The sequence below is a fragment of the Anaerobacillus sp. CMMVII genome (assembly GCF_025377685.1).
Classification (GTDB): Bacteria; Bacillota; Bacilli; order Bacillales; family Anaerobacillaceae; genus Anaerobacillus.
Window position 1 is genome coordinate 246566 of record NZ_JACEHK010000015.1, and the last position, 23093, is coordinate 269658.

Sequence of the window (23093 nt, forward strand, 5' to 3'; positions counted from 1 at the left end):
AATGTTCATTACTGAACAAAGTGTTGAGTAAGTAGAAAAGAATAGGTAGGTGGAGGGGAATAGGTATGTTTGAAATGCTCGATGTTTTAATGTTATCAAGGTTACAGTTTATGTTTACAGTGATCGTTCACTATTTTTTCGTCCCTTTAACGATAGGCTTGGCAGTCTTCATTGCTTTCATGGAGTTCCGGTATTGGAGAACAGGTAATCCCCTATACGATAAAATGGCCCGTTTCTGGACGAAGCTGTTTCTCGTCAATTTTGGTGTAGGGCTTGCTACAGGGATTACGATGGAATTTCAATTTGGAATGAATTGGGCAGGTTACTCCCGATTTGTAGGTGATATCTTTGGTGCGCCACTTGCTGCTGAGGGGGTATTTGCCTTCTTCCTAGAGTCGACGTTTATTGGTTTACTAGTTTTTGGCCGTGATAAGATTTCTAAGGGGATGCGTTTTTTTGCGGCACTAATGATTTCGCTCGGAACAACGATGTCATCATTTTGGATTATTGCCGCCAATTCATGGCAGCACACACCGGCAGGATTTATTATTAACGAGGAAATGAACCGTGCAGAAATGGTCAACTTTGCTGAAGCTATTTTTAATCCGTCAACAATGGTGAGATTTTTCCACGTTCTCCAAGGTGCTTACATTTTATCTGCCTTTTTTGTAATCGCGATTAGCGCTTACTATTTGTTAAGAAAGAAGAATATTCCTCTTGCAAAAAAATCAATGAAATATGCGGTGATTTTTGGATTAGTCTTTTCTGTGACTCAGGCTTTTTCAGGACATTCTCACTCAGTATTAGTAGCTGAGACACAGCCAGCAAAGCTTGCAGCTTATGAAGCCCATTGGGAAACAGAGAGTAATGCACACTTATTACTGTTTGCCATTCCAGACTATGAAAACGAAACGAATAAATTTGAAATAGGCATCCCAGGACTACTAAGCTATCTGACTCACGGAGACCGAAATGAGCCAGTATTAGGTTTAAAAGAGTTTCCCGCAGATGAACGTCCATCAATTTTAGGTAACTTTATAGCATTTCGAGTCATGATTGGTTTAGGAATGATCTTTATTTTCTGGACGATCTATCTAGCTTTCCAAATGCGAAGAGGAACACTTTATGATAATCACTTCGCCCTAAAAACATCATTGCTACTATTGCCAACACCATATCTTGCTAACACAGCAGGCTGGATTGTAGCTGAATGGGGCAGGCAGCCTTGGATTGTTTATGGTGTTTTAAGAACAGCTGATGGTGTTTCCCAATTAAGTACCATGGAGTTAGTATTGTCACTAGGTTTTTTCATTGGGATATACACGTTCCTTTTATACCTGATGATTTATCTGATGGTAAAAGAAGTGAAGAAATTTGATATGGAAAAAGCATTTAGTACTGATAAGGGTCACGAATCAGGAAGGGAGGAAACTGCATAATGGATCTCAATATTATTTGGTTTATCCTGTTAGGTGTTTTAATAATTGGTTATGCCGTTTTAGATGGTTTTGACTTAGGGATAGGGACGCTATTTTTTACGCTTGGAAAAACAAAAGAAGAGAAAAAGACGCTTATAAATTCCATCGGTCCTGTTTGGGACGGGAACGAAGTTTGGTTATTAACTGCAGGTGGTGCTCTTTTCGCAGCCTTTCCTTTCGTTTATGCTACAGTCTTTAGTGGCTTTTACTTAGCGATGTTACTCGTATTGTTTGGGTTGATTTTCAGAGCTATTGCAGTTGAATATTATTTTAAAACTGAAGATGATCCGCATCTGCAAAACTGATGGGCAGGCTATTTTTCATTGGCAGTCTTCTCCCAGGGTTCCTTTTTGGGGTAGCTATGGGAAACATTGTTGTAGGTATTCCAATGGACTCTATGCAAAACTATTCAGGTACTTTCTTTAATCTATTAAATCCATATTCGCTACTTTTAGGAATTGTAGGTTTAGTTGGCTTTTTACTCCAAGGGACAACGTACACAATTATTAAAACGGAAGGTGCTATCCAACAAAGAGCGATTCGGTTAACGAAACTATTTAGCGTCTTAATAATTGTAGCTTGGGTGTTAGGTACATTAACAGCGCAAATTTATGCGCCACATATGTATACGAATTACTTTAACTATCCTATCTTGTTTATTATTCCATTAACAACAGTGGCCGGTCTACTAGCCATTCCAATGCTTCTTTCGATTGGTCATTATGGAAAGTTATTTATCGCAAGTTCTGTAGTTATTGCAACGAAAATTGCTACGCTTGCTGCTGGGATGTTCCCTAACCTAGTATTTTCTACAAACTCAGCGACTAGTTTGACAATTTATAATGCATCATCAACAGATTTAACATTGCGAGTGATGCTGATCGTTGCGCTTATTGGTATGCCTTTAGTCATTACGTATACAATTTACGTCTATTATGTATTTCGTGGTAAGGCAACTTCAGAGCGCCATGGCTATTAGAAAATGATGAATAAGAGATTGAATGAATTGGCAAAAATCAAAGGGAAGATTTTCGCCTTCTTCACTTCATTTGCAATCATTTCTGGTGTACTAGCAATTACTCAAGCCTATCTTATTGCTAGTATTGTAGATGCAGTATTTTTGAAAGGTAAGGGGCTAACAGATGTATGGCCCCTATTTTTATTTCTTCTAGTAGTTTTTAGTAGTAGGGCTGCTGTATCCTTTATTAATACGAGTTATGGAGTAAAACTAGCAAGCTTTGTAAAAATCAATTTGAGAACTAAATTAGTCGATAAGCTATCCAAGTCGAATACTGGTGAGCTCTATGAGGAGAAAACAGGAAAACATGTGAGTGTTCTTACAGATGTAGTAGATCAACTTGATGCTTATTACACAAGCTTTTTACCACAGTTAATGCAAGCTGGGGTTATTCCATTAATGATTGTCATTGTCGTTTTCACACAGAACATCTACTCCGGTTTGATTATGCTTGTGACAGCGCCGTTAATTCCCGTTTTTATGATCATTATTGGAAGCATGACGGAAAAGAAATCACAAGAACAGATGGATAGTATGATCAAGTTTTCGGGGCATTTTCTAGATGTTCTTCAAGGGCTAACCACCCTGAAAATATTTGGACGAAGCAAAACGCAACGTTCGGAAATTGTCAGGATGAGCGATCAATTTCGTGATACGACAATGGCTGTCTTGAAAATTGCTTTCCTTTCAGCGTTAATGCTTGAAATTTTAGCAACGCTTGCGACTGCGATGATTGCAGTTGAAGTTGGTTTGCGACTTGTTTATGCACACCTAACGTTTCACACTGCATTTTTTGTTCTGCTGTTAGCTCCGGAACTCTATTTGCCTTTGAAAAACCTAGGAGCTAGTTTCCATTCTGGTAAAAATAGTATTGCCGCAGCAGAAACAATTTGGGAAGTCTTAGACAAGAAAGAAACTAACCAGATTTGGGGAGATAAAAAGCTTACAAGTGATGGGAAATTAACTATTAAACTTAAGAACATTTCGTTTCAATATAAAGAGCATAATCCAATTTTGGAAAATATAGATGTAACGATTGCCACAGGGGAAAGAGTGGCGTTTGTCGGAAGGAGTGGCTCTGGAAAAACGACTCTCTTAAAAGTAATCTTAGGAATGCTTTCCCCTACTACAGGACAGGTGGTTGTTAACGGAACCCCGTTAACTGAACTACAAGAAGAGCAATGGCTAAATCAAATTGCCTACGTATCTCAAGAGCCTTACTTATTTTCAGGCACGATTGCGGAGAATATCCTAATGGGAAACCAAGGAGCGAGTAAGGTAGAGGTAATCAGAGCAGCTAAGGAAGCGGGAGTAGACCGCTTTGTAAATGACTTACCTAAAGGGTATGAAACTTGTGTAGGGGAAGCAGGACTAGGTCTTTCCGGTGGTGAAAAGCAAAGAGTAGCATTAGCGAGGGCCTTTTTAAAAAGAGCTTCGCTTGTCTTACTTGACGAGCCAACAGCAGGATTAGATCTTGAAACGGAACAAGTATTAAAAAAGGCGATTGAAAAGCTATCAAAAAATGCCACTGTTATCACAGTTGCTCACCGTTTCCAAACGATTGCTGCTGCCGATAAGATTGTGCTTTTTTCAGAAGGAAAAGTGGCTGGAATAGGAACTCATGAACAGCTAAAAAATGAAAATGAGCTTTATCAAAGGCTTTTTACACAAGATAAGAATTTATAAAAATCTTAAGGGTGTCTAGCGCAAGCCACCCACGAGGTTAAATAACCTTGTTCACTCCGAGGCAAAGCTGCATGCATGAAATCTAGAAGTAACATATGATGTGAACGAGGTCAGTAGCTTTTGTCGGGGCTAAACGGGGAAAAAGCACTGCACTTTTTCCTAGGGCGTTTGCGCTTTTCTGATAATTAATAAACGAAAAACTGTCGTTTGTAGAGATCGAGGTGAGGATAAAGTGAAAGAACTTTTTACACTAACTAAAATAATGATGTCTGAAAAGAAAGCAATCTTTCTGGCTATTCTCCTAGGCTTTATCGCGTCTATTTCTTCTGTAGGCTTAATAGGAACTGGGGGCTATTTAATTTCTCAATCAGCACTTCATCCTCCATTATATACTCTTACTTTAACAATCCTATTTGTTCGCTTTTTTGGACTATCGCGAGCAGCTAGTCGTTACGCTGAACGTTACTTTTCCCATAAAGCGACATTTACGATCTTAGGTAAGCTACGAGTCTATTTTTACGATAAAATTGAGCCCTTAGCTCCGGCGTTATTCGCTACGTACCGAAGCGGGGATTTGCTCTCGAGAGTCGTTGCTGATGTAGATCGACTTCAATATTTTTTCTTGCGAGTTTTCTATCCACCGCTTGTCATGATTGTCGTCTTTATTACTACAGGGGTAGTCATCTACACATTTTCAATAGCAATGGCACTCGTTTTACTTGGGGGTGTATTGATCGTTGGTATTGCAATTCCATTGTTCTTTACATTTTTTACTCAGAATATTGGCTTACAACTAAGAGAAAAGCGCTCACAGTTGTCAGTAACCATCACTGATTTTTTATATGGCTTTAATGATTTAAGAACTAATCAGCGGCTAAAAGATAAGCTGACGGATATCAATCAGATCTCAAGAGACTTAGTCGCCGAACAAGAAAAAGATGGAATGCTCTCAAGTAAAGGGGAGAGCATTAGTGGATTGATGACATTTCTAACAGCATGGATGATGCTAATAGTCGGTGTAACCTTGGTTGATGCAGGTCAGCTTAATGGTGTTTTCTTAGCGATGTTAGTTTTGATTACGTTAACTGTTTTCGAAACGGCTACACCAATGGCAATTATCCCAGGACATATTGAGGAAAGTAGAGTAGCCTCGGAGCGTCTGTTCAAATTAACAAATAATCAAAACGAACAAAAGGGTAGATCCACGGAAAAAATTGACGTCCCTACAGCTCCAGTTAAAATTACTGTTGATCGCGTATCATTTGCTTATCCTAGTGAAGAACGTTTTGCATTAAAAAACATTCAACTACTAATTGAGGAAAAAAAGAAAGTGGCCATTGTGGGGGCGAGTGGCTCTGGGAAAAGTAGTTTTTTACAGTTATTATTAAAATTTTATGATAATTACCGTGGTGATATTTGGTTAGGGGATTGGAATCTTAAGGACCTTAGTGAGGAAGATGCGAGGTGCTTTTTCGGAGTTGTCGCTCAAGAAAACCACTTTTTTAATCAGACAATTCGGGCGAATTTATTGTTAGCAAAGCCTGAAGCGACAGATGAAGAACTTGAAGAGATTTTGAAATCTGTGGCCCTCCCTCACATCAAACTTAATGATGTCTTGAGTGAAAAAGGAACATCACTTTCAGGTGGAGAACGCCAACGGCTAGCCATTGCCAGAATGGTGTTAAAAGACTCACCGATTTGGTTATTAGATGAGCCGACAACTGGATTGGATGCCTTAACCGAGCAAGAAGTTTTATCGGTATTATGGCCAAAAGTTGAAGGGAAGACTGTGGTATACATTACCCATAAATTAGTAGGACTAGAAAAAATGGATGAAATTATCGTCTTTGATAAAGGTACCATTATTGAACAAGGATCATACGAAGCACTATTGAAGAACAAGGGATATTTTTATGATTTGAAGCAGTTAGAAGTTGAAAAGATTAGCTGATAAGACTGTCTAGTGACAGTCTTATTTTTAGTATGGAAAATTTTATAAAAAAATAGTTGCAATTCACAAATATATATCATATACTTTGATTAAGAGATAATTGCAGATTACAAGTATTTAAAAGGAGGCGGTATAGTTGGAAAATATTCGTGAACTGTTTCAAATCTTAACCAGAAGATTCGGCTTTCTTAATAAGAACTGTTGTTCCATCGGCGAATTTGAAATTTCGATGATTCATAGTCATATATTATTTGAAGTCGAGCGGAGAAACAAACCTTCAATGCAGGAAGTAGCCGAAGCATTAGGAACGGATATTACCACGTTTTCCCGTCAAATTCAGACGTTAGTAAAAATGGAGTTAGTCGAGAAAACACCTCATGAAGAAGATCGACGTGTACAACTATTATCATTAACGACACAAGGGAAGTTTGTAACAGGGGCCATCGATCAACAAATGAAAGATTACTTAGAGGAAATATTTTCACACTTAGGTGCAGACGAAAGAGAAATGGTCATTCAATCAATCAAGTTATTGAATGAAGCAATGGCAAAATCATCAAGGTGTTGTCAGCCAAATATGTTTTAGCTGGAGGGTATTCCAGCTTTTCATTTAGAGTGATAGTTGCAATTTGCAAATAAAATTCAGGAGGAATTTATCATGGACCACTTTACAAGTTTTTTACTGTTAGCATTAGAACTTACCTTATTATTTATAGGAATCTCATTTTTAATTAATCTACTAAAAGGGTTTATCCCGTTTGAAAAACTAGAAAAGTATCTAAGTGGGAAAAATCCAATTATCGGTGTTGGAGCTGCAATACTGCTGGCATTTGTGACACCCTTTTGTTCTTGTTCAACGATCCCAGTAATCGTTAATTTGTTACAGCAAAAAGTTCGTTTTGGTATTGTTATGGTTTTCTTATTTGCATCACCAGTTCTTGATCCAACCATTATTACATTAATGGCTGTTCTGTTAGGGCCAAAGGTTGCCTTGTTTTATACATTAATAACGGCCATATTAGCAGCAGTCATCGGTATTGCTCTAGAAAAACTAGGTTTTGAGAAATATGTAAAAAACGTTGTAATGAGTGGGTATGAAAAAACAGAGAAGAGATTTAGTTTAAAGGATAGTTTGCGAGAAACCCTCGCTCTAATGAAGTCTGTTTATCCCTATATTATCATTGGTGCTGCGATCGGCTCGATCATTAAAGGGCTAGTTCCCACAGAGTTTATCGCGACTTATTTTGGCGGAGAAGCTTGGTGGCTCGTGCCAATTGCAGCTGTCGTTGGTATTCCCTTGTATATTCGCCTCTCTACAATGATACCGATCTCGCAAATTTTAATTGTAAAAGGTATGGCCCTTGCCCCAGTGATGGCGTTAATGATTAGCTCAGCAGGTGCAAGTTTACCAGAGATTGCTTTGCTAAATTCAATTTTTCAAAAAAAATTAGTTGTCGCATTCGTTGGGTCTGTAATTACATTAGCAACCTTTTCTGGACTATTATTCTATATCATATAAGGGGGTGAACAAAGTGAGTTTATTAAAGAAACTTTTAGGAAGTAAAGAGACAAAAAAAGACCAGTCTTGTTGCCAAGTGAAAATTGAGGAAGTAAAAGAAACAAAGAAAGCTTAAGTGACATTGCTCACCGCGAGTTGGAAAAATTTACGTTACAATAACGGTGAGGAGTGGTGTATATGAAAATGAAAAGCTGGTCTTGTGCCCTTGAGCACGGTGAGTATGAAACAAATCGTGATCTAGTAATAGCAGAAGCACTTGAGGCTGTCGCAGAGACTGCCAAAGGATTTCATGTAAATCTTGTTACACCGCATACGTTTGGTAATCCAGATGAGTATTTAACCCCACTATTAAAAGAGAAATTTTATGACGAAATTGACGTAAAATATATTGATCAATGCGGCTGCGGCGGATACGTGCTCCGAGTTGAAGTTATGGCACCTTGAGAGAGGTGTTTTTTTTTGTTTGGTAAATAAAAGAATGAAGTGCGCTCGCGCCGCACAGTAAATGGTAAAACCAGTCTCATAAAAGTGAAATGTGTCCCGCGACCTCCCAGTAAATGGTGAAACCAGTCTCATAAAAGTGAAATGCGCCCCGCGTTCTCCTAGTAAATGGTAAAAACGGTCTCGTAAAAGTGAAATGCGTCCCGCTATCTCCTAGTAAATGGTAAAAACAGTCTCATAAAAGTGAAATGCGTCCCACCCTCTCCTAATAAATGGTAAAAACAGTCTCATAAGTGTGAAATGTGCCCCGCTACCTCCTGGTAAATGGTAAAAACAGTCTCGTAAAAATGAAATGCGCCCCGCATTCTCCTAGTAAATGGTAAAAACGGTCTTACAAAAGTGAAATGCGCCCCGCGTTCTCCTAGTAAATGGTGAAAACGGTCTTACAAAAGTGAAATGCGCCCTGTCTTCTCCTAATAAATGGTAAAAACGGTCTCGTAAAAGTGAAATGCGTCCCGCGTTCTCCTAGTAAATGGTAAAAACGGTCTTACAAAAGTGAAATGCGCCCCGCGTTCTCCTAGTAAATGGTGAAAACGGTCTTACAAAAGTGAAATGCGCCTTTCTTTCTCCTAATAAATGGTAAAAACAGTCTCATAAAAGTGAAATGCGCCCCGTGACCCTCCTAGTAAATGGTAAAAATAGTCTCGTAAAAGTGAAATGCGCCCCGCATTCTCCTAGTAAATGGTAAAAACGGTCTTACAAAAGTGAAATGCATCCCGCGCCCTCCTAATAAATGGTAAAAACAGTCTCATAAAAGTGAAATGTGCCCCGAGACCTCCTAGTAAATGGTAAAAACAGTCTCGTAAAAATGAAATGCGCCCCGCAAAACCCTAATAAATGTAAAGAAACGGTGTCGTAAAAGAAAAATGTGGCCCTCGCCCCTTTATGTAACCGTAAAAAGAAATAGTTCGGAGTAAATCTATTGACCTTTATGAATAAAATAAGCTGATTTACCTTGTCCTACTTGTTTAAAGTTTGTAGATAGTATGCGGAAAATTGTTTTTTTAGAATTATTTAAATTACACCACTCATACACCCCGTTCGTCGTAATCCTCTTATCCGGAAAAAGAAGTTTAAACTCTTCTACACTTCGTAATATTGCAGCTTTAGCGATTTCCTTTTGACGACAATTCTCACAAACAATCATTTTTTCGGTGTAATATAAATTAAACGATTGGCAGTTTACACATGGGATTCCCTTTTGAAGAAGTTCGTAGCTGTAAGGAGGGGTACGCTTGTATGGTGATTCAGTTTTATGCATGGATACAAGCAATTTGGCTAATTCTATTTCATTTTTCCTTAGTTTTGCTGATTTCAGCTTTAGCTTTTCCATAAAGCGCTTAATTTGAGTAGGGAAAATAATAGGTAAGTCTAATGGGGAGTTATAAAGAGTAAACTCGGGGTTTATGAAGACGACGTTTGTTACGATATTAGGATTAATACCGAGCTGTTTAAGGAGCTTGCATAATAAAGTTTCACATCGCTTCAATTGATGAATGGGATTGTTAATATTAGTTCCATAAAGTGTAGACCATTCCTCCACATCAACAACATAGTCACCTTCAAAATTTTTAACTTCGAAAATGAAAACGGTTGGACCTGAAGCGATGACTACCGAGTCGATTTGGAATGTAGTGTTGTTACATTCAAGGAGTAGATCATTGATAATTAGGAAGTTATCGGGGAGCTGTTCTGTCCATTCGTCAAATTTTTTCTCACCGATAAAGCCTTTTTCCAGGCTCCGATAGGTAGCAAAATCTTTTTCTGATAAGTTCATGCGGTTATTTAAAGACCTAAAAAGCTTTAATTCTGCCGACTCATAGCGAGATTTAATTAACATAGCATCACCTCAAAAGTATTAGTTTATGTTTAGTGTAAGTAAGTTTCCAAAATAAGTCAATCTACTAAAAAATAAATAATAAAATATAAAACGTTTTTTCGACTATGGCGGTCTAATAAGTAGAAAACAAGTTTTAAAGGAGGAAGAAATGTGGAGCCAACCATTCAATCGCTTGTAAAAAAAGCGCAAAAAGGCGATGATACAGCTTTTATGAGTTGATGCAGAAACATAAAGAGCAGTTGTACAGAATTGCTTATTCATATTTAAAAAATGAAACAGACGCGCTTGAAGCTATTCAAGAGCTAACCTTTCGAGCTTATAAACAATTAAAAAGTTACAGGAACCAAGTTATTTTTCAACGTGGTTAATCCGAAACCTCATTAATTATTGTATCGATGAGCAGCGTCGAAATCTTTCTTACTAAAGGATATAAATGAAAATCCAATACCTACCCAAAATAAGGTGTGGGAGATTTCATTCCCAATTGACCATCGTAAATTCGTTGGATTAAAGAAAGAGTTTAAACTTAATGAGTCGGTTGTATTTGCCGGACAACAATTAACTTTTAAAAACGTCACGATATATCCAACAAGGGTGGAGGTTGATGATGAGTTTGCTGAAGAAAATACAATGAAGATTACTAATTTCGAGGACTTAAAAATCGTCAACGAAAAAGGGGAATCTTGGACGGGAACGACGGGTGCAATCGCTACGCATTTTAGTGATAATCATTGGAAGCTATTTTTAGGAAGTAACTATTTCCACGAAGGAAATGAGTTGTATTTGCAAGCAACTAGCATTCGAGCCCTACCTAAAAATGAAGTTGAAGTTGTTGTTGATCTACAGAATAAAACAATTATCAAAGGGCCAAAGTCACTGGTCCTTGATTAACTAGAGCTTCAAAATGATGTGTACAACTTCCAGTTTTCAGTGGAAACAACCGAAGAAAAAGATCAGCAACAACATTTGGGTATATTTGAAATGACTATGTTTGATGAAAACAAGCAAGAATACGGGGGCACTGATGGCATGGGATTAAGGACGAATGGAGAAGGTAAACACATTGTGGTATTTTCACTCCAAGGAATTAAAGGGGAGTTTCTTCACTTAACGTTAGCTGATTATCCTTCACGTATCATCGATGAGATGAAAATCAAACTTACTAAATAATTTTTTTAGGGAGATGGGAAACCATCTTCCTTTTGTCTTAAAGAAGTTGTTTTCAGTCGATACAGTTACTCTTCGTTAAGAGTCTGGATGTTCTTGGATCATGGTCAAAACAATCCAATCCCAAGTGAAAAAGTCACTTTTGTTGGAAGAGCATTTACTAGTCACGGGTATGCAGGCGCCACGCTTTCCTTATCCAGGCACGGCTAGATACCAATTGGATATTAAATTTAAATATTATAAATTTTCAAACAAATATAGCGATGATAATTGGAAAATATTATAATAAGGGAGAGTCTTAAGTGAACGTAATTTATGAGAAAGAAAAGAATTTTTTTCTGAGGGGGAGCCTTATTTGGCGGAGCGTAAAATTGAAAGTTTGTATCATCAAATATATAAGCATCCGTTGTTTCGGGGGTTAGTTGAAAAAGAATTTTTCAGGTTGATAGAGAAGTGCTCCTTAAAGCACTATCAAAAGGCAGCCAAGGTTTTGTATTCTAAGACACCTCGAGAAGGATTGTTGCTACTGCTTGAGGGGATGGTTGAGGTTTATGTTGAGGGCGAGGGAAACCAACAGCATAAAGAGGTATTAGAAGTTTTACAAACTGGTGATACGATTGGCTTTTCTAGTTTAGCTGATTTTTTAGGAGAGAAGACACATCATCATACAAAGTATACGGTTAGTGTAATAGCGATCGAAGACTCATATTGTTTGCAAATTCCTTTTTCTGTTCTTGAGGAACGTTGGATTGATGAGCAGGTACGGGATTATGTTTTAAGACAAGTGGCTGTTCGGTTGAAGGATATTTATGCTTCACTGGCAGAGCAAATACAACTAGCTAGTCAATGGGGTGAAAGCGAGCCTTTTGTGCGTAGAGTCCAAGATATTATGGTTGCGCCAGCGATCACGATCGAGGCAAGCGAAACAATTCAGAAAGCTGCGCAGAAAATGGTCGATCACTCGAAAAGTTCAGTGCTAGTTTTGGAGAATGAGAGATTAGTAGGTATTATTACGGAAAAGGATTTAGTTAGTCGGGTGATTTCAAGACAACGCCCGCTCTCAAATGTAGTTCGAGAAATCATGACACCTAATCCAATTACCATTTCGAGAGATAGTTATTATTATGAAGCACTCTCGAGTTTTATTATGAACGGGATTAAGCATCTCCCCGTTATTCAAGAACAAAAGGTTGTTGGTGTAATCACGTTAGCTGATTTACTGCGAAAAAAAATCATGGTACTCTACAAATTTTACAAACGATTGAACAATCGACCGAGGCCAATTTATCAGAAGTTAAGACAGCCATTTATGAAGTTCTTGCTAGTTTAATCAATGATCGAATTCCTATCTTAAATACACTAGAAATTATCACCAAGCTTTATGATCGGTTAGTGAAACATTGTGTAGAGCTGGCTGTGAAATCATTAGAAAAAAAGGGCTTAGGTCAGCCACCAGTGCAATTCTGCTGGTACCAAATGGGGAGTGGTGGGAGAGGTGAACAGTTTCTATTAACAGATCAAGATCATTTCCTAGTCTATGAAAGCGGTGAGGATGATGAAGAAGTTACTCATTATTTTGAGAAGTTAGGCGAAGAAATTGTCTTTTTTTTAGAAAAAGCTGGGTACGAACGATGCATTGGTAAAATGATGGCAAATGAAGAAATGTGGCGAGGCTCAATTAACAAGTGGAGAGACCGTTTAAAAAGTTGGTCATTACGAGCCACGAATGAAAATTTGCTATTAGTACAAAATTTCTTTTCATTCCGCATGTTGTACGGTGATGAAGTGTTAAACGATCAGTTTAAAAGGATGGTAACAAGTAGTGTTAAAGAATCAGGGACAATTTGTATCGACTAGCAGAATTGGAAAAGGAACGACCTGTGCCAAACTTAGACCACCCAATCCGTGCAATGTTTCGTTTAGAGAGGAATTCAATTGATATAAAAATGGATGCTTTATTTCCGTTGCATCATTGTCTGCAAACTTTATCCACTCTACATGGGGTTGTAGAAGGTACGCCGGTAGATCGAATGAATGCTCTTGTAGTTTTAGGGGTTTTTAAAGAAGTGTTTGCTGATGAAGTAAGGGATGCCTTTGAAGTGATATTAGGGATTAGGGTATCGCATGGATGGTTGAAATATCAGCGTGGAGAAAAAGGTTCAGGGAAGATCATTTTTACCCATATTAAATCTCGCGAAAAAGAAGCGTTAATTAAAGCCTTAAAAACGGTTCGAGAATTGCAACAACAACTATTAGGCGCATTTGGAATGCTCTAATAAGTAAATGTAAAATTCTGACGGTATTCCATAGGATTTTAAGAACTACTAAAAGGGGAGTGAAGGGATTGTTCTGGAAGCGTAAAATGATGACTTATGAGTTAGACCGAAAACCGTCACTAAATACCCCCTTAGATAAACTAGCTTTTACGGTATTTGATACCGAAACTACTGGTTTTGCTATTGGTGCTAGTGATCGCTTGATTGAGCTTGGTGCTGTTCATATTGAAAATTTAACGGTAACCGATAAAACCTTTCAGACCTTTGTTAATCCAAACCGTCTTATTCCTGATGAGATTATTACACTTACTGGAATTGATAATCAGATGGTTAAAGAGGCTCCTGAAGCATTACAATCAATAGAAGACTTTTTTCGTTTTATTGAAGAATGTGGTAGTGACGGTTTAGTTGGACATTACATTAGCTTTGACCTTATGGTTTTAAAAAAGGAATTAGCTAGAGAAAAGTATACGTTTGCTTCACCACTTTGTCTCGATACACTTGATTTGATTGGTTACTTAAATCCGTCATGGGATATGAGAGACTTAGAAAATTATGCAAAGACATTTAGTACAAAAATTTATCAAAGGCATTCAGCGATTGGTGACGCGCTTACGACTGCCCACCTATTTTGTGAGTTATTAAAGCTAATTCAAGACCGCGGTAAAAATACATTAGCAGATTTAATGCAAATACTCGATGTTAATAACCGCACAAGGACTTTTCAATTTTAAAGGCTCTTTTCTATAACATTGCTCCTGCGGTTACTCGTCGCACAAAAAAACTTGTTGCTTTTTAACCTAAAATAATTGGAAAAATTCCTTAGATGAAGATATCACCCAATAAATTGAGTAAGAAAAGAGCACGATTTACTAAATAAGTAGTCAAATTTTAGTATTCATGTGTAAAAATCCGGTTTTTGGGATTTTTACGAAAGCAACAAACTTTGCGATAATAGTCATTTTAACTAATGGTATATTTTTCTTCATGTAACAAACACTACCTTTATTATTTCATGATGTAGGAGGATCAATAATGAAGCGTAGTGTTTTCTTGTTTACATGTGTTTTTGTAATGATTACTTCAATATGTTTGCAACCAACTGCAAACGCTCAAGTAAATGAAGCTCAGTTGAATCAGTATTTAACCTCAATTAACTGGACAACTGGAGACCTCATAGACTATTTAAGCTTTTTTGATTATGAATTAGGGGACTTTGAATCCTTAGAGGAATTAGAAATGTTTCTTGGTACCCCTATTACTAACGAAAATCTTAATGAGTTATTAGGTAAATATGATATGACCCATAGCGATCTTGAACAATTATTAGCTGAATATGGGGAAACATTAGATGACTATAAATTTATAGATGATTTAGACTTAGATGTGCAGTTTTTCTTAGGTCACCATGAAGAATTCTCAATCGCCAATGATTTTCTCTCTCTTTTTGGTTTAACCGAGGATGAAATGGAGAATTTATTTGAGCATATAGGTAAGGTTGATAAGGATATTCTGGAGCAAAATCTAAATCCTGTGTTTAAAGGGTTAGAAGAGCTCTCTTATTTACAAGGAGTGGCTAAGCTTTCGCCAGAGGAGCAAGAGCAACTTTTTGCACTTTGGGAGCAAATGTTTGTTGCATTCCAACTGGATGCTAGGTTTTACCTAGTAAAAGACGAGACGATGTCTCCAATTGAACTACAAAGCCTAGTAAATCGTGATGAATTAGAAGGGTATAGTTTGTTTATGGCGCTTCATAATTTAGAGGGAGATGTTTTAGCAACTTTAGCCTTTAGTGAGGACATGCTTGCCTCTCATTTAATGTACGAGTCTCTAGATCAACTAGGACAAATTTCCAAGCTTGCGGGAGAGTACAGTGAAATGTTAGCTACCGCTAAGCTTCCGATTACAGCAGCAAATTTTATCGAGAATATTGTCTTAAGTGTGTTGATCATTAGTTTTGGTGTCTTGATGGTAGTAGTAGCTAGAAGGAGAGCTATCCATTGATTACACCGAAAAAGAGTGGAAAAATAGGAGTTTTCCTAGTTGGGACAATTCTAATCATTTTTGGTTTATATGTCTTGCTTTTTAATGTCTTCCTTATTTATAAAGGAATGAATGCTGTTGAAAAAATTGAAGTTAGTGAAGCTAGGAATGTAAGTGAAAAATTAGGGGCAGTAGGTAAGTCTAAACGATTCACGGAAGCATATACACCAACAGTTGGTGAGGAAATCGGTAAGCTCCATATTCCTAAGTTAAATATTGCGATCCCAATTTTTCATGGCACAAATGAGGATGAACTTCTCCGGGGGGTTGGGCATGTAATTGGGACCGCTTTACCAGGTGAACAAAACAATTCTGTTTTAAGTGGACATCGCGATACTGTTTTTCGGAAGCTGGGTAGTGTCACAAAGGGTGACGTCCTTCAGGTTGAAAGTACGAATGGTGTTTATACTTATAAGGTTAGGAAAGTAAGGATTGTAGAAGCTGATGATCTTACAGTTATTGTTCCAAAGCCAAAGGCAACGCTAACTGTGAGTACTTGTTATCCATTTACTTATATCGGGCCAGCCGAACAACGCTATGTTCTTGTCGCTGACCTAATCAATTCAAAACTAAAACGTATTTAGCACATTTTTCAAAAATATGATTGACACAAAGTTTTGAACGGTGGTAATATTAAAACGCACTAACAAATATGAAAATTTTGGAAAGGGAGGGTTAACAATGATTGTAATGAAAAAAGTAAACCACGTTAATTTCATACGAGCTAAAGTGACCCACCTGGATTCTATAAAGTTATTTGTACTTTAATCCAATCAATGAAGCGTGTGTCACTATATGGTGGCATGCGCTTTTTTTATGACGTTTCAGTGAAGAAATTATTTCATTTCAGATACTGACACGTTAATTTTCAGTACGCACTTTTGCGTATAAGGAGCACACCGCTACTACTGGTGTGCTTTTTGTTTTGATATGGTTATTTTCTAAAAGTTTGTGCTAACAAATTTTTCTGTATGACGACTAACCGCAGGAGCAAGGTTTACGAAAAGTGGCTATGGTATTACTGCCTTATTAATGAATTTCTTGTCCATTCCGCCACTAGGATACTATTGGATATATGAAATTCACCCAATTAGGTATTTAATATAAAAAAAATTATTGGAGGAATGTTTTATGGAACAACTTATGCAACTCATTTACATTTTGAGGAGAAGGTAAAGAAATCAACAAAAGAGGAGAAGGAGAGTGGTTAGCTACTCTCTTACCTCCCTACAAAATGAAAGGGGATGAACCCACTTGTTTTCAGTCTTAAAAAATTAAGCTGGTTCTTTAAAAAGAATTGGCGTCAGTATACAATCGCAATTATTTTTTTAACAATTGTGAATTTATTAGAAGTGATCCCGCCAAAGTTAATTGGAATTTCAATTGATTCCATCCATCAAGGAACACTAACTAGGGAAAAATTTTTTCAAATTATACTCATCTTTGGAGTATTAATTCTTTTAATCTATGCTTTTTCTTACGTCTGGCTAAACAAACTATTCGGCGGTGCATTTCTCTTAGAAAGAACGTACCGTTCAAAAATGGTGGGCCACTTATTAAAGATGACTCCCACATTTTTTGAGAAAAATCGAACAGGAGATTTAATGGCGAGGGCAACTAATGACTTAAAAGCAGTTTCCATGACCGCAGGATTTGGCATTTTAACATTAGTAGATTCAACCTTGTTTCTATTCATTATTTTGTTAACCATGGGCTTTCTCGTAAGTTGGAAACTAACATTAGCCGCACTTTTGCCTTTGCCGATTATGGCGCTATTAATGAAAGTTTACGGGAAAATTGTTCATGAACGCTTCACAAAGGCACAGGATGCCTTTGGTGATATGAATGACCAAGTATTAGAATCAATTGCTGGGGTTCGGGTTGTTCGAGCCTACGTTCAAGAAGGAGCAGATGAACAACGGTTTCATGATGTTACCGATGGCGTTCTTCAAAAAAATATTGCAGTTGCTAAAATAGATGCATTATTTGAACCAACAATCAAAATCTTAGTTGGTCTTAGTTATCTTATTGGTTTAGGTTACGGGGCATTTCTCGTCTTTCATAATGAAATTACTTTAGGAGAACTCGTTTCCTTTAATATTTATTTGGGAATGTTGATTTGGCCAATGTTTGCAATTGGTGAATTAATAAATGTTATGCAACGGGGAAATGCCTCGTTAGATCGCGTCACAGAAACACTGTCATATGAACCAGATGTGCAAGATGGTAGTGGGCTAGTGAGCTTGACAAAACCAGAGACCATCCGTTTTTCGAACGTCACGTTTCGCTACCCAAGCTCTCAAAAAGATAATTTATCCGAAATTGATTTTACGTTACAACCAGGTCAAACATTAGGTGTAGTTGGAAAAACTGGTAGTGGAAAAACAACGCTACTAAAACAACTTCTAAGGGAATATCCAATAGGTACTGGGTCGATCACAATTTCAGGAGTTCCTTTAATACAAATTGATATAAGTACTTTAAAAAGTTGGATTGGTTACGTTCCCCAAGAGCAAATTTTATTTTCAAAGACAGTAAAGGAAAATATTCTGTTCGGTAGAGAGGATGCTAGTGAGCATGAACTATACCGTGTTCTTGAACTTTCTAGCTTTCGAAATGACGTCTCAACCTTACCAAAGGGGTTAGAAACTCTAGTAGGTGAGAGAGGGGTTTCTTTATCTGGTGGTCAGAAGCAACGGATATCCATTGCCAGAGCATTACTGGTCAATCCAGAAATTCTTATTTTAGATGATGCGATGTCTGCTGTTGATGGGAAAACGGAAGCTAAAATCATTGAAAATATTCGTCGGGAACGCGGCGGGAAAACAACGTTTATCTCTACGCACAGATTATCTGCGGTAAAGCATGCCGATTGGATAATCGTCTTGGAGGAAGGAAAAGTAGTTGAGGAAGGAACCCATGAGCAGCTAATTAAAAATAATGGGTGGTACAAACAGCAGTATGAACACCAACTTCTAGAAGCAAGCACATCAGAAGGGCAGGTGAACTAAATGAGTGTAGGTAAACGACTATTTCAATATGCACTTGCTTATAAAAAATCAATTTTCGTAGCGTTACTGTTACTTACGCTTGCTGTAGCGGCCGAGTTGACAGGGCCATTCATTGCCAAAAAGATGATTGATACTCATATCTTAGGGGTAGAGTTCTCGTGGTATGAAACTACAACAAATGAGGCTGCCGTTACCTTTCAAGATCGTCACTTTATTAGAGAGGACCGTGTCACAGACCATAACTTGATAAAAGAGGTAAGAATCTTACAAGTAAATCGAAACTACTATTTTATAGATGAAGCAATTCCTTTTGATGGTAAAAGAGAAATTATTGGAGATAGACTGTTCATTTCTTATCAAGGAGATGTAGCAAGCTATGAATTTAGTCAATTAACAAATCAAGAAGCATTTACGTTTTTTAAACCAGAAATTCCTAAGTTAGTCCAACTCATGGTGATTTACTTTGGATTAATATGTATTGCTGCAGTTTTACATTATGGTCAAAAGTATTTATTGCAAATGTCGGCAAATCGTATTATCCAAAAAATGCGTCTCGATGTTTTTGCTCAAATTCAAAGATTACCAGTGAGTTACTTTGATCGGCTTCCGGCAGGGAAAATTGTTTCGAGGATCACGAATGATACCGAGGCAATTCGTGATTTGTACGTTACCGTACTCGCTACATTCTTCACATCGATCGTTTACATGGCGGGGATTTATATTGCATTATTTTTACTAGATGTAAAACTAGCCATGATTTGCTTAGTTTTAGTGCCAATTTTATTTATCTGGATTAAATTTTACCGGATTTATGCATCAAAATATAATCACAAAATCCGCTCTGTTTTAAGTGAAATTAACGGAATGATTAATGAATCTATTCAAGGAATGCGAATTATTCAAGCTTTTGGAAGAGAAGAAAAATCAAACCAGGAATTTGAAAAACTTAACCAAGACCATTTTGCATTTCAAAGTAAATTATTGAAGCTAAATTCCTTAACTTCACACAACTTGGTTGGAGTGTTCCGTAATATAGCATTCGTCACTTTAATCTGGTATTTCGGTGGATCATCACTCGGCGTTGGTACAGTTATTTCCTTAGGGGTTTTATATGCCTTTGTTGACTATTTAAACCGTCTGTTCCAACCGATCTCACAATTAGTAAATCAATTAGCTCAATTAGAGCAAGCTCGAGTTGCTGGAGAACGTGTCTTTGAGTTATTAGATGAAGAAGGAGTAGCTGTATCACCGGAAACTTTACCAAGATATAAAGGAGATGTGCGCTTTGATGATGTATCATTTGCATACAACGGAGAAGACTTTGTCTTAAAAAACATTTCGTTCGAAGCAAAGCAGGGTGAGACTGTAGCATTAGTTGGTCATACTGGTTCTGGAAAAAGCTCGATTATGAATGTGTTATTTCGTTTTTATGATCATACTAAAGGCAAAATAACAATTGACGGAATTGATATTTCGAAAATTTCAAAGCAAGAACTAAGAGAGCACATGGGGATAGTTCTTCAAGACCCCTTCCTCTTTACGGGAACAATTGCCTCAAACGTTAGCTTAAATGATCCACGAATTTCCAGAGCACAAGTAGAAAAAGCCATTCAAGATGTAGGGGCAAAAAAACTGTTTAATCGCTTAGAACATGGGATAGATGAGCCTGTCATTGAAAAAGGCAGTACTCTCTCAGCTGGAGAGAGGCAGCTAATTTCATTTGCAAGAGCGCTCGTTTTTAATCCAGCTATTTTGATTTTAGACGAAGCCACAGCAAGTGTCGATACTGAAACTGAAGCGATCATACAGGAAGCATTAGAAGTGCTAAAACAAGGTCGAACAACCTTCATTATTGCCCATCGTTTGTCGACAATTAAGAACGCTGATCAAATTTTAGTCCTTGATGGCGGTAAAATAGTCGAAAAGGGTACCCATCATCAGCTGATGGATCAGAAGGGCAAGTATTATCAAATGTATCAGCTTCAAATTGGTCAGAAGGTAGAGAATAGTTTAGAGTTTATAGTGTAGAGTGATTCGAAGGTTAATTATGAATTATGAATTATAAATTAACAATTAATAAAAACCCTTTGTGAATTTTTTACACAAAGGGTTTTTATTTAATAGGCCAATCCGACCCGATAGTTTAGGAATTGGCTTGAAGAAATTTGATTATATGCAAATTGGGCGGTGTCTGGAACTGATATGCTTTCGCCATTTAGAGGTAGAAAGTCAATTTCATGACGGTAAGTACCAAGTTTTTCACCATCAGGTAAATATGTCGGGCAAATAACTGTCCAATCCAAGTTGGAAAGCGCTAATGCTTCATAGGCATATCGATGGTCTTGGGCAGCACGAGTGGCACGTGGGCTTCTTCGCTTCGTTTCTGCTGACTGATAGCGATATAGTTCTGGTGAAACCCTACTCTTTAAAATTCCAGCAGTACCAATAGTAATAATCCTTTTTATACGATTAACCTCCATGGCTTGAATAATTCTCGGCATGCTCTCTGATAATGTTTCTTTCCCATCTGTCCCCATTGCGCTTATAATAAGATCATGCCTTGGAACGGCTTGATTGATATCGATTTTATTAAGAGCGTTACCGACAAAAGTGCATAGAGCAGGATGAGAAGATTTTAATTTGGATGGATCTCGAACAAAGGCAGTTACATGATGCCCATCAGATAATGCAAGCTCAAGCAGTTGTGTTCCGACCCGACCTGTGGCACCAAATAATAAATTTTCACATTACTTCTCCTTCCATGTTGCAACCTTCTAAAAATAATTAATCAACTTTCAATCTATATCGATAACTTCGATAGAAATAAATCATACTAAACATGCAGAAAGGTGGTCAATAAAATGATAAAACTAATACACGCAAATGAGCGATTTAAAGCAGAACATGGCTGGCTTACAAGTAACTTCAGCTTTTCTTTTGCTAATTATTATGACCCAAACAACCTTCATTTTGGTCCACTTCGAGTCTTTAATGATGATATTGTGCAACCGAACAATGGATTTGGGATGCATCCCCATAAAGAAATGGAGATTGTTTCGATTGTTTTAGAGGGGGAGCTAAAGCATGAGGATAGTGAGGGGAATACGGCTACAACAACTTTTGGAGAAATTCAAAGAATGTCTGCAGGGACCGGTATTTTTCATTCAGAAAGAAATCCTTCCAAAGAGAATTTAGTTAACTTTTTGCAATTATGGATCGTACCAGACACTGTAAATTTACAACCTACCTATGAAAAGACAAAATATGAAATTGAAAAAATGAAAAATAATTTGTTACCTATTGTATCAAAATATGTCTCTAAAAATGTGGCATATATTAACCAAGATACTATCTTTTACATTTCTGATTTAGAAGTGGAGAAAAGTATGACCTTTACACAAGAAACTGGCCGAAAAATATACTTATTTGTGATCGATGGTGAGCTTCTTTTAAATGAACAATTTATCTTGGGTAAACGTGATACAGCTCGAATTACGGAAACGACGACACTTAAGATTCATGCAAATGCAACTACTCGATTTTTGCTGATTGATCTTCCTTAGTAGCAATTATGAATTAGTAATTATGAATTATGTTAAGTTGCCATAGTTTCTTCATACTTCCTCTATATTTTTTGTTTAATCTATGAAAAAATGAAAGAATAAAACGAAATTGAAAAGTGGTGGGGAACTATGTATCAATTTTTTCAGCAAATAAGTCACTTTTTTAGTGAACCATTTATGAATGCAGCTTATGGGACTGAACATATACCGCTCTTATCGGCACTATTGCTTGGGATTGTAGGTGCACTTGCGCCTTGTCAATTTACTGGAAATTTAAGTGCAATTACGTTATTTGGAAACCAATCTCTACAAAAGAAAGCTGCCTGGAATGAAACATTACTTTTTATCTTAGGCAAGGTGGTTGCATTTTCAAGTTTAGGGTTAATCATTTGGATCCTTGGAGCTGAATTTCAACAATCGTTAATTGCGTATTTTCCTTGGATTAGGAAGCTGTTAGGCCCGATGTTAATCTTAATCGGTTTGTATTTAGTCGGAGCATTTACGATGCGTTGGACGTTGGCATTATGGAAGAATAAATCTGAAAAAGGTGGAAAATTAGGAGCATTCTTATTAGGGTTTAGTTTTTCCTTGGGATTTTGCCCAACGATGTTTATTTTATTTTTTATTGTGTTAATGCCGATGGCTTTAGCGGTTCCATATGGTGTCATTATTCCTAGTATTTTTGCATTTGGAACATCGATCCCGATCCTAATTGCTGTTTTCCTTATTTGGTATTTTGGCTTAAGTGGAGCTTTTATGAAGAAAGGTAGAAAAATTGGCCTGTTTGTACAGCGAGCTGCAGGGGTCATTATTATTATCATCGGAATAATGGATACAATCACATATTGGGAATTAGCGGTCTTTATTTAACCGTTCAGGCTGTTGAGAAAGTCTCAACAGCCATTTTTTTTTACCATTTGCATTATGACCGTAGTCAAGTAAACTTTGTAAATTAAAGAGGCACAGGACAAATGAATTTGTCCTGTGCCTTATTTCTTGAGGTCAAATAACCTTCGAGAGAAAAGTGAACTTCCTTTTTC

23 protein-coding genes and 1 pseudogene are annotated in these 23093 nt (G+C 37.2%); 22 read left to right on the plus strand and 2 right to left on the minus strand.

What is annotated here, in order from left to right; all coding sequences use genetic code 11:
* Positions 1–65: 65 nt before the first annotated feature.
* The 8 genes from H1D32_RS18485 (at position 66) to H1D32_RS18520 (ending at position 8096) form a co-directional block, all read left to right on the plus strand.
* Complete coding sequence (locus H1D32_RS18485; protein ID WP_261179716.1) at positions 66–1439, plus strand: cytochrome ubiquinol oxidase subunit I; 1374 nt, start codon at positions 66–68, stop codon at positions 1437–1439.
* Complete coding sequence (gene cydB, locus H1D32_RS18490; RefSeq protein ID WP_261179717.1) at positions 1439–1783, plus strand: cytochrome d ubiquinol oxidase subunit II; 345 nt, start codon at positions 1439–1441, stop codon at positions 1781–1783. The genes H1D32_RS18485 and cydB overlap by 1 nt, the downstream gene beginning before the upstream one ends.
* Entirely contained in the window at positions 1783–2457 is a 675-nt protein-coding gene (locus tag H1D32_RS18495) for a cytochrome d ubiquinol oxidase subunit II (RefSeq protein WP_261179718.1), read from the plus strand. The genes cydB and H1D32_RS18495 overlap by 1 nt, the downstream gene beginning before the upstream one ends.
* 27 nt (positions 2458–2484) lie before the next feature.
* Positions 2485–4182, plus strand: a complete 1698-nt coding sequence (gene cydD, locus H1D32_RS18500; RefSeq protein WP_261179719.1) for a thiol reductant ABC exporter subunit CydD — start codon at positions 2485–2487, stop codon at positions 4180–4182.
* Positions 4183–4414: 232 nt separating this feature from the next.
* Positions 4415–6133, plus strand: coding sequence for a thiol reductant ABC exporter subunit CydC (cydC, locus tag H1D32_RS18505; RefSeq protein WP_261179720.1), 1719 nt, complete (start codon positions 4415–4417; stop codon positions 6131–6133).
* A 136-nt stretch (positions 6134–6269) separates the two neighbouring features.
* The gene (locus H1D32_RS18510; RefSeq protein ID WP_261179721.1) at positions 6270–6719 is read left to right on the plus strand and encodes a MarR family winged helix-turn-helix transcriptional regulator; all 450 of its coding nucleotides are present in this window, start codon (positions 6270–6272) and stop codon (positions 6717–6719) included.
* 72 nt (positions 6720–6791) lie between these two features.
* The gene (locus H1D32_RS18515; RefSeq protein ID WP_261179722.1) at positions 6792–7652 is read left to right on the plus strand and encodes a permease; all 861 of its coding nucleotides are present in this window, start codon (positions 6792–6794) and stop codon (positions 7650–7652) included.
* A 177-nt stretch (positions 7653–7829) separates the two neighbouring features.
* The gene (locus H1D32_RS18520) at positions 7830–8096 is read left to right on the plus strand and encodes a CGCGG family putative rSAM-modified RiPP protein (RefSeq protein WP_261179723.1); all 267 of its coding nucleotides are present in this window, start codon (positions 7830–7832) and stop codon (positions 8094–8096) included.
* 976 nt (positions 8097–9072) lie between these two features.
* On the opposite strand, the gene H1D32_RS18525 is transcribed toward H1D32_RS18520, so the two are convergent.
* On the minus strand, positions 9073–9993 hold the full coding sequence (locus tag H1D32_RS18525) for a nuclease-related domain-containing protein (RefSeq protein ID WP_261179724.1): 921 nt from the start codon (positions 9991–9993) through the stop codon (positions 9073–9075).
* Between the two features lie 218 nt (positions 9994–10211).
* On the opposite strand from H1D32_RS18525, the gene H1D32_RS18530 reads away from it, so the two are divergent.
* The 12 genes from H1D32_RS18530 (at position 10212) to H1D32_RS18585 (ending at position 20518) form a co-directional block, all read left to right on the plus strand.
* On the plus strand, positions 10212–10361 hold the full coding sequence (locus H1D32_RS18530) for a sigma factor (RefSeq protein ID WP_261179725.1): 150 nt from the start codon (positions 10212–10214) through the stop codon (positions 10359–10361).
* Positions 10362–10455: 94 nt separating this feature from the next.
* On the plus strand, positions 10456–10884 hold the full coding sequence (locus H1D32_RS18535; protein WP_261179726.1) for a DUF5643 domain-containing protein: 429 nt from the start codon (positions 10456–10458) through the stop codon (positions 10882–10884).
* An 18-nt stretch (positions 10885–10902) separates the two neighbouring features.
* A complete protein-coding gene (locus tag H1D32_RS18540; protein WP_261179727.1) occupies positions 10903–11163 on the plus strand; it encodes a hypothetical protein in 261 nt (86 codons plus the stop codon).
* Positions 11164–11263: 100 nt separating this feature from the next.
* Positions 11264–11446: a hypothetical protein gene (locus H1D32_RS18545; RefSeq protein WP_261179728.1), complete on the plus strand. Its 183-nt coding sequence runs from the start codon at positions 11264–11266 to the stop codon at positions 11444–11446.
* A gap of 69 nt (positions 11447–11515) precedes the next feature.
* Positions 11516–12490 carry a CBS domain-containing protein gene (locus tag H1D32_RS18550; RefSeq protein ID WP_261179729.1) on the plus strand — a complete coding sequence of 325 codons (975 nt, stop codon included), beginning with the start codon at positions 11516–11518 and terminating at the stop codon, positions 12488–12490.
* A gap of 35 nt (positions 12491–12525) precedes the next feature.
* Entirely contained in the window at positions 12526–13017 is a 492-nt protein-coding gene (locus H1D32_RS18555) for a DUF294 nucleotidyltransferase-like domain-containing protein (RefSeq protein ID WP_261180005.1), read from the plus strand.
* Complete coding sequence (locus tag H1D32_RS18560) at positions 13005–13436, plus strand: putative nucleotidyltransferase substrate binding domain-containing protein (protein WP_261179730.1); 432 nt, start codon at positions 13005–13007, stop codon at positions 13434–13436. The genes H1D32_RS18555 and H1D32_RS18560 overlap by 13 nt, the downstream gene beginning before the upstream one ends.
* A gap of 59 nt (positions 13437–13495) precedes the next feature.
* A complete protein-coding gene (locus tag H1D32_RS18565) occupies positions 13496–14170 on the plus strand; it encodes a 3'-5' exonuclease (RefSeq protein WP_314733451.1) in 675 nt (224 codons plus the stop codon).
* A 301-nt stretch (positions 14171–14471) separates the two neighbouring features.
* On the plus strand, positions 14472–15440 hold the full coding sequence (locus H1D32_RS18570) for a processed acidic surface protein (RefSeq protein WP_261179732.1): 969 nt from the start codon (positions 14472–14474) through the stop codon (positions 15438–15440).
* Positions 15437–16063, plus strand: coding sequence for a class D sortase (locus H1D32_RS18575; RefSeq protein WP_261179733.1), 627 nt, complete (start codon positions 15437–15439; stop codon positions 16061–16063). The genes H1D32_RS18570 and H1D32_RS18575 overlap by 4 nt, the downstream gene beginning before the upstream one ends.
* A 660-nt stretch (positions 16064–16723) precedes the next feature.
* Positions 16724–18490 carry an ABC transporter ATP-binding protein gene (locus H1D32_RS18580; protein ID WP_261179734.1) on the plus strand — a complete coding sequence of 589 codons (1767 nt, stop codon included), beginning with the start codon at positions 16724–16726 and terminating at the stop codon, positions 18488–18490.
* A complete protein-coding gene (locus tag H1D32_RS18585) occupies positions 18491–20518 on the plus strand; it encodes an ABC transporter ATP-binding protein (protein WP_261179735.1) in 2028 nt (675 codons plus the stop codon).
* Positions 20519–20607: 89 nt separating this feature from the next.
* On the opposite strand, the pseudogene H1D32_RS18590 reads toward H1D32_RS18585, so the two are convergent.
* Positions 20608–21216: pseudogene (locus tag H1D32_RS18590) on the minus strand (NAD(P)-dependent oxidoreductase); the annotation flags it as partial.
* Positions 21217–21351: 135 nt separating this feature from the next.
* Here H1D32_RS18590 and H1D32_RS18595 point away from each other — a divergent pair.
* Positions 21352–22053, plus strand: a complete 702-nt coding sequence (locus H1D32_RS18595; RefSeq protein ID WP_261179736.1) for a pirin family protein — start codon at positions 21352–21354, stop codon at positions 22051–22053.
* Positions 22054–22182: 129 nt separating this feature from the next.
* Entirely contained in the window at positions 22183–22923 is a 741-nt protein-coding gene (locus H1D32_RS18600) for a sulfite exporter TauE/SafE family protein (RefSeq protein ID WP_261179737.1), read from the plus strand.
* The last annotated feature ends 170 nt before the right edge of the window (positions 22924–23093 follow it).

Bases quoted from the DNA above. Each gene is read 5' to 3' on its own strand.
- H1D32_RS18545 (WP_261179728.1), top strand. From the start codon at position 11,264: ATGGTCAAAACAATCCAATCCCAAGTGAAAAAGTCACTTTTGTTGGAA.
- H1D32_RS18570 (WP_261179732.1), top strand. From the start codon at position 14,472: ATGAAGCGTAGTGTTTTCTTGTTTACATGTGTTTTTGTAATGATTACT.
- H1D32_RS18580 (WP_261179734.1), top strand. From the start codon at position 16,724: ATGAACCCACTTGTTTTCAGTCTTAAAAAATTAAGCTGGTTCTTTAAA.
- H1D32_RS18495 (WP_261179718.1), top strand. From the start codon at position 1,783: ATGGGCAGGCTATTTTTCATTGGCAGTCTTCTCCCAGGGTTCCTTTTT.
- H1D32_RS18585 (WP_261179735.1), top strand. From the start codon at position 18,491: ATGAGTGTAGGTAAACGACTATTTCAATATGCACTTGCTTATAAAAAA.
- H1D32_RS18525 (WP_261179724.1), bottom strand. From the start codon at position 9,993: ATGTTAATTAAATCTCGCTATGAGTCGGCAGAATTAAAGCTTTTTAGG.
- cydB (WP_261179717.1), top strand. From the start codon at position 1,439: ATGGATCTCAATATTATTTGGTTTATCCTGTTAGGTGTTTTAATAATT.
- H1D32_RS18520 (WP_261179723.1), top strand. From the start codon at position 7,830: ATGAAAATGAAAAGCTGGTCTTGTGCCCTTGAGCACGGTGAGTATGAA.
- H1D32_RS18515 (WP_261179722.1), top strand. From the start codon at position 6,792: ATGGACCACTTTACAAGTTTTTTACTGTTAGCATTAGAACTTACCTTA.
- H1D32_RS18485 (WP_261179716.1), top strand. From the start codon at position 66: ATGTTTGAAATGCTCGATGTTTTAATGTTATCAAGGTTACAGTTTATG.
- H1D32_RS18600 (WP_261179737.1), top strand. From the start codon at position 22,183: ATGTATCAATTTTTTCAGCAAATAAGTCACTTTTTTAGTGAACCATTT.
- H1D32_RS18530 (WP_261179725.1), top strand. From the start codon at position 10,212: ATGCAGAAACATAAAGAGCAGTTGTACAGAATTGCTTATTCATATTTA.
- H1D32_RS18595 (WP_261179736.1), top strand. From the start codon at position 21,352: ATGATAAAACTAATACACGCAAATGAGCGATTTAAAGCAGAACATGGC.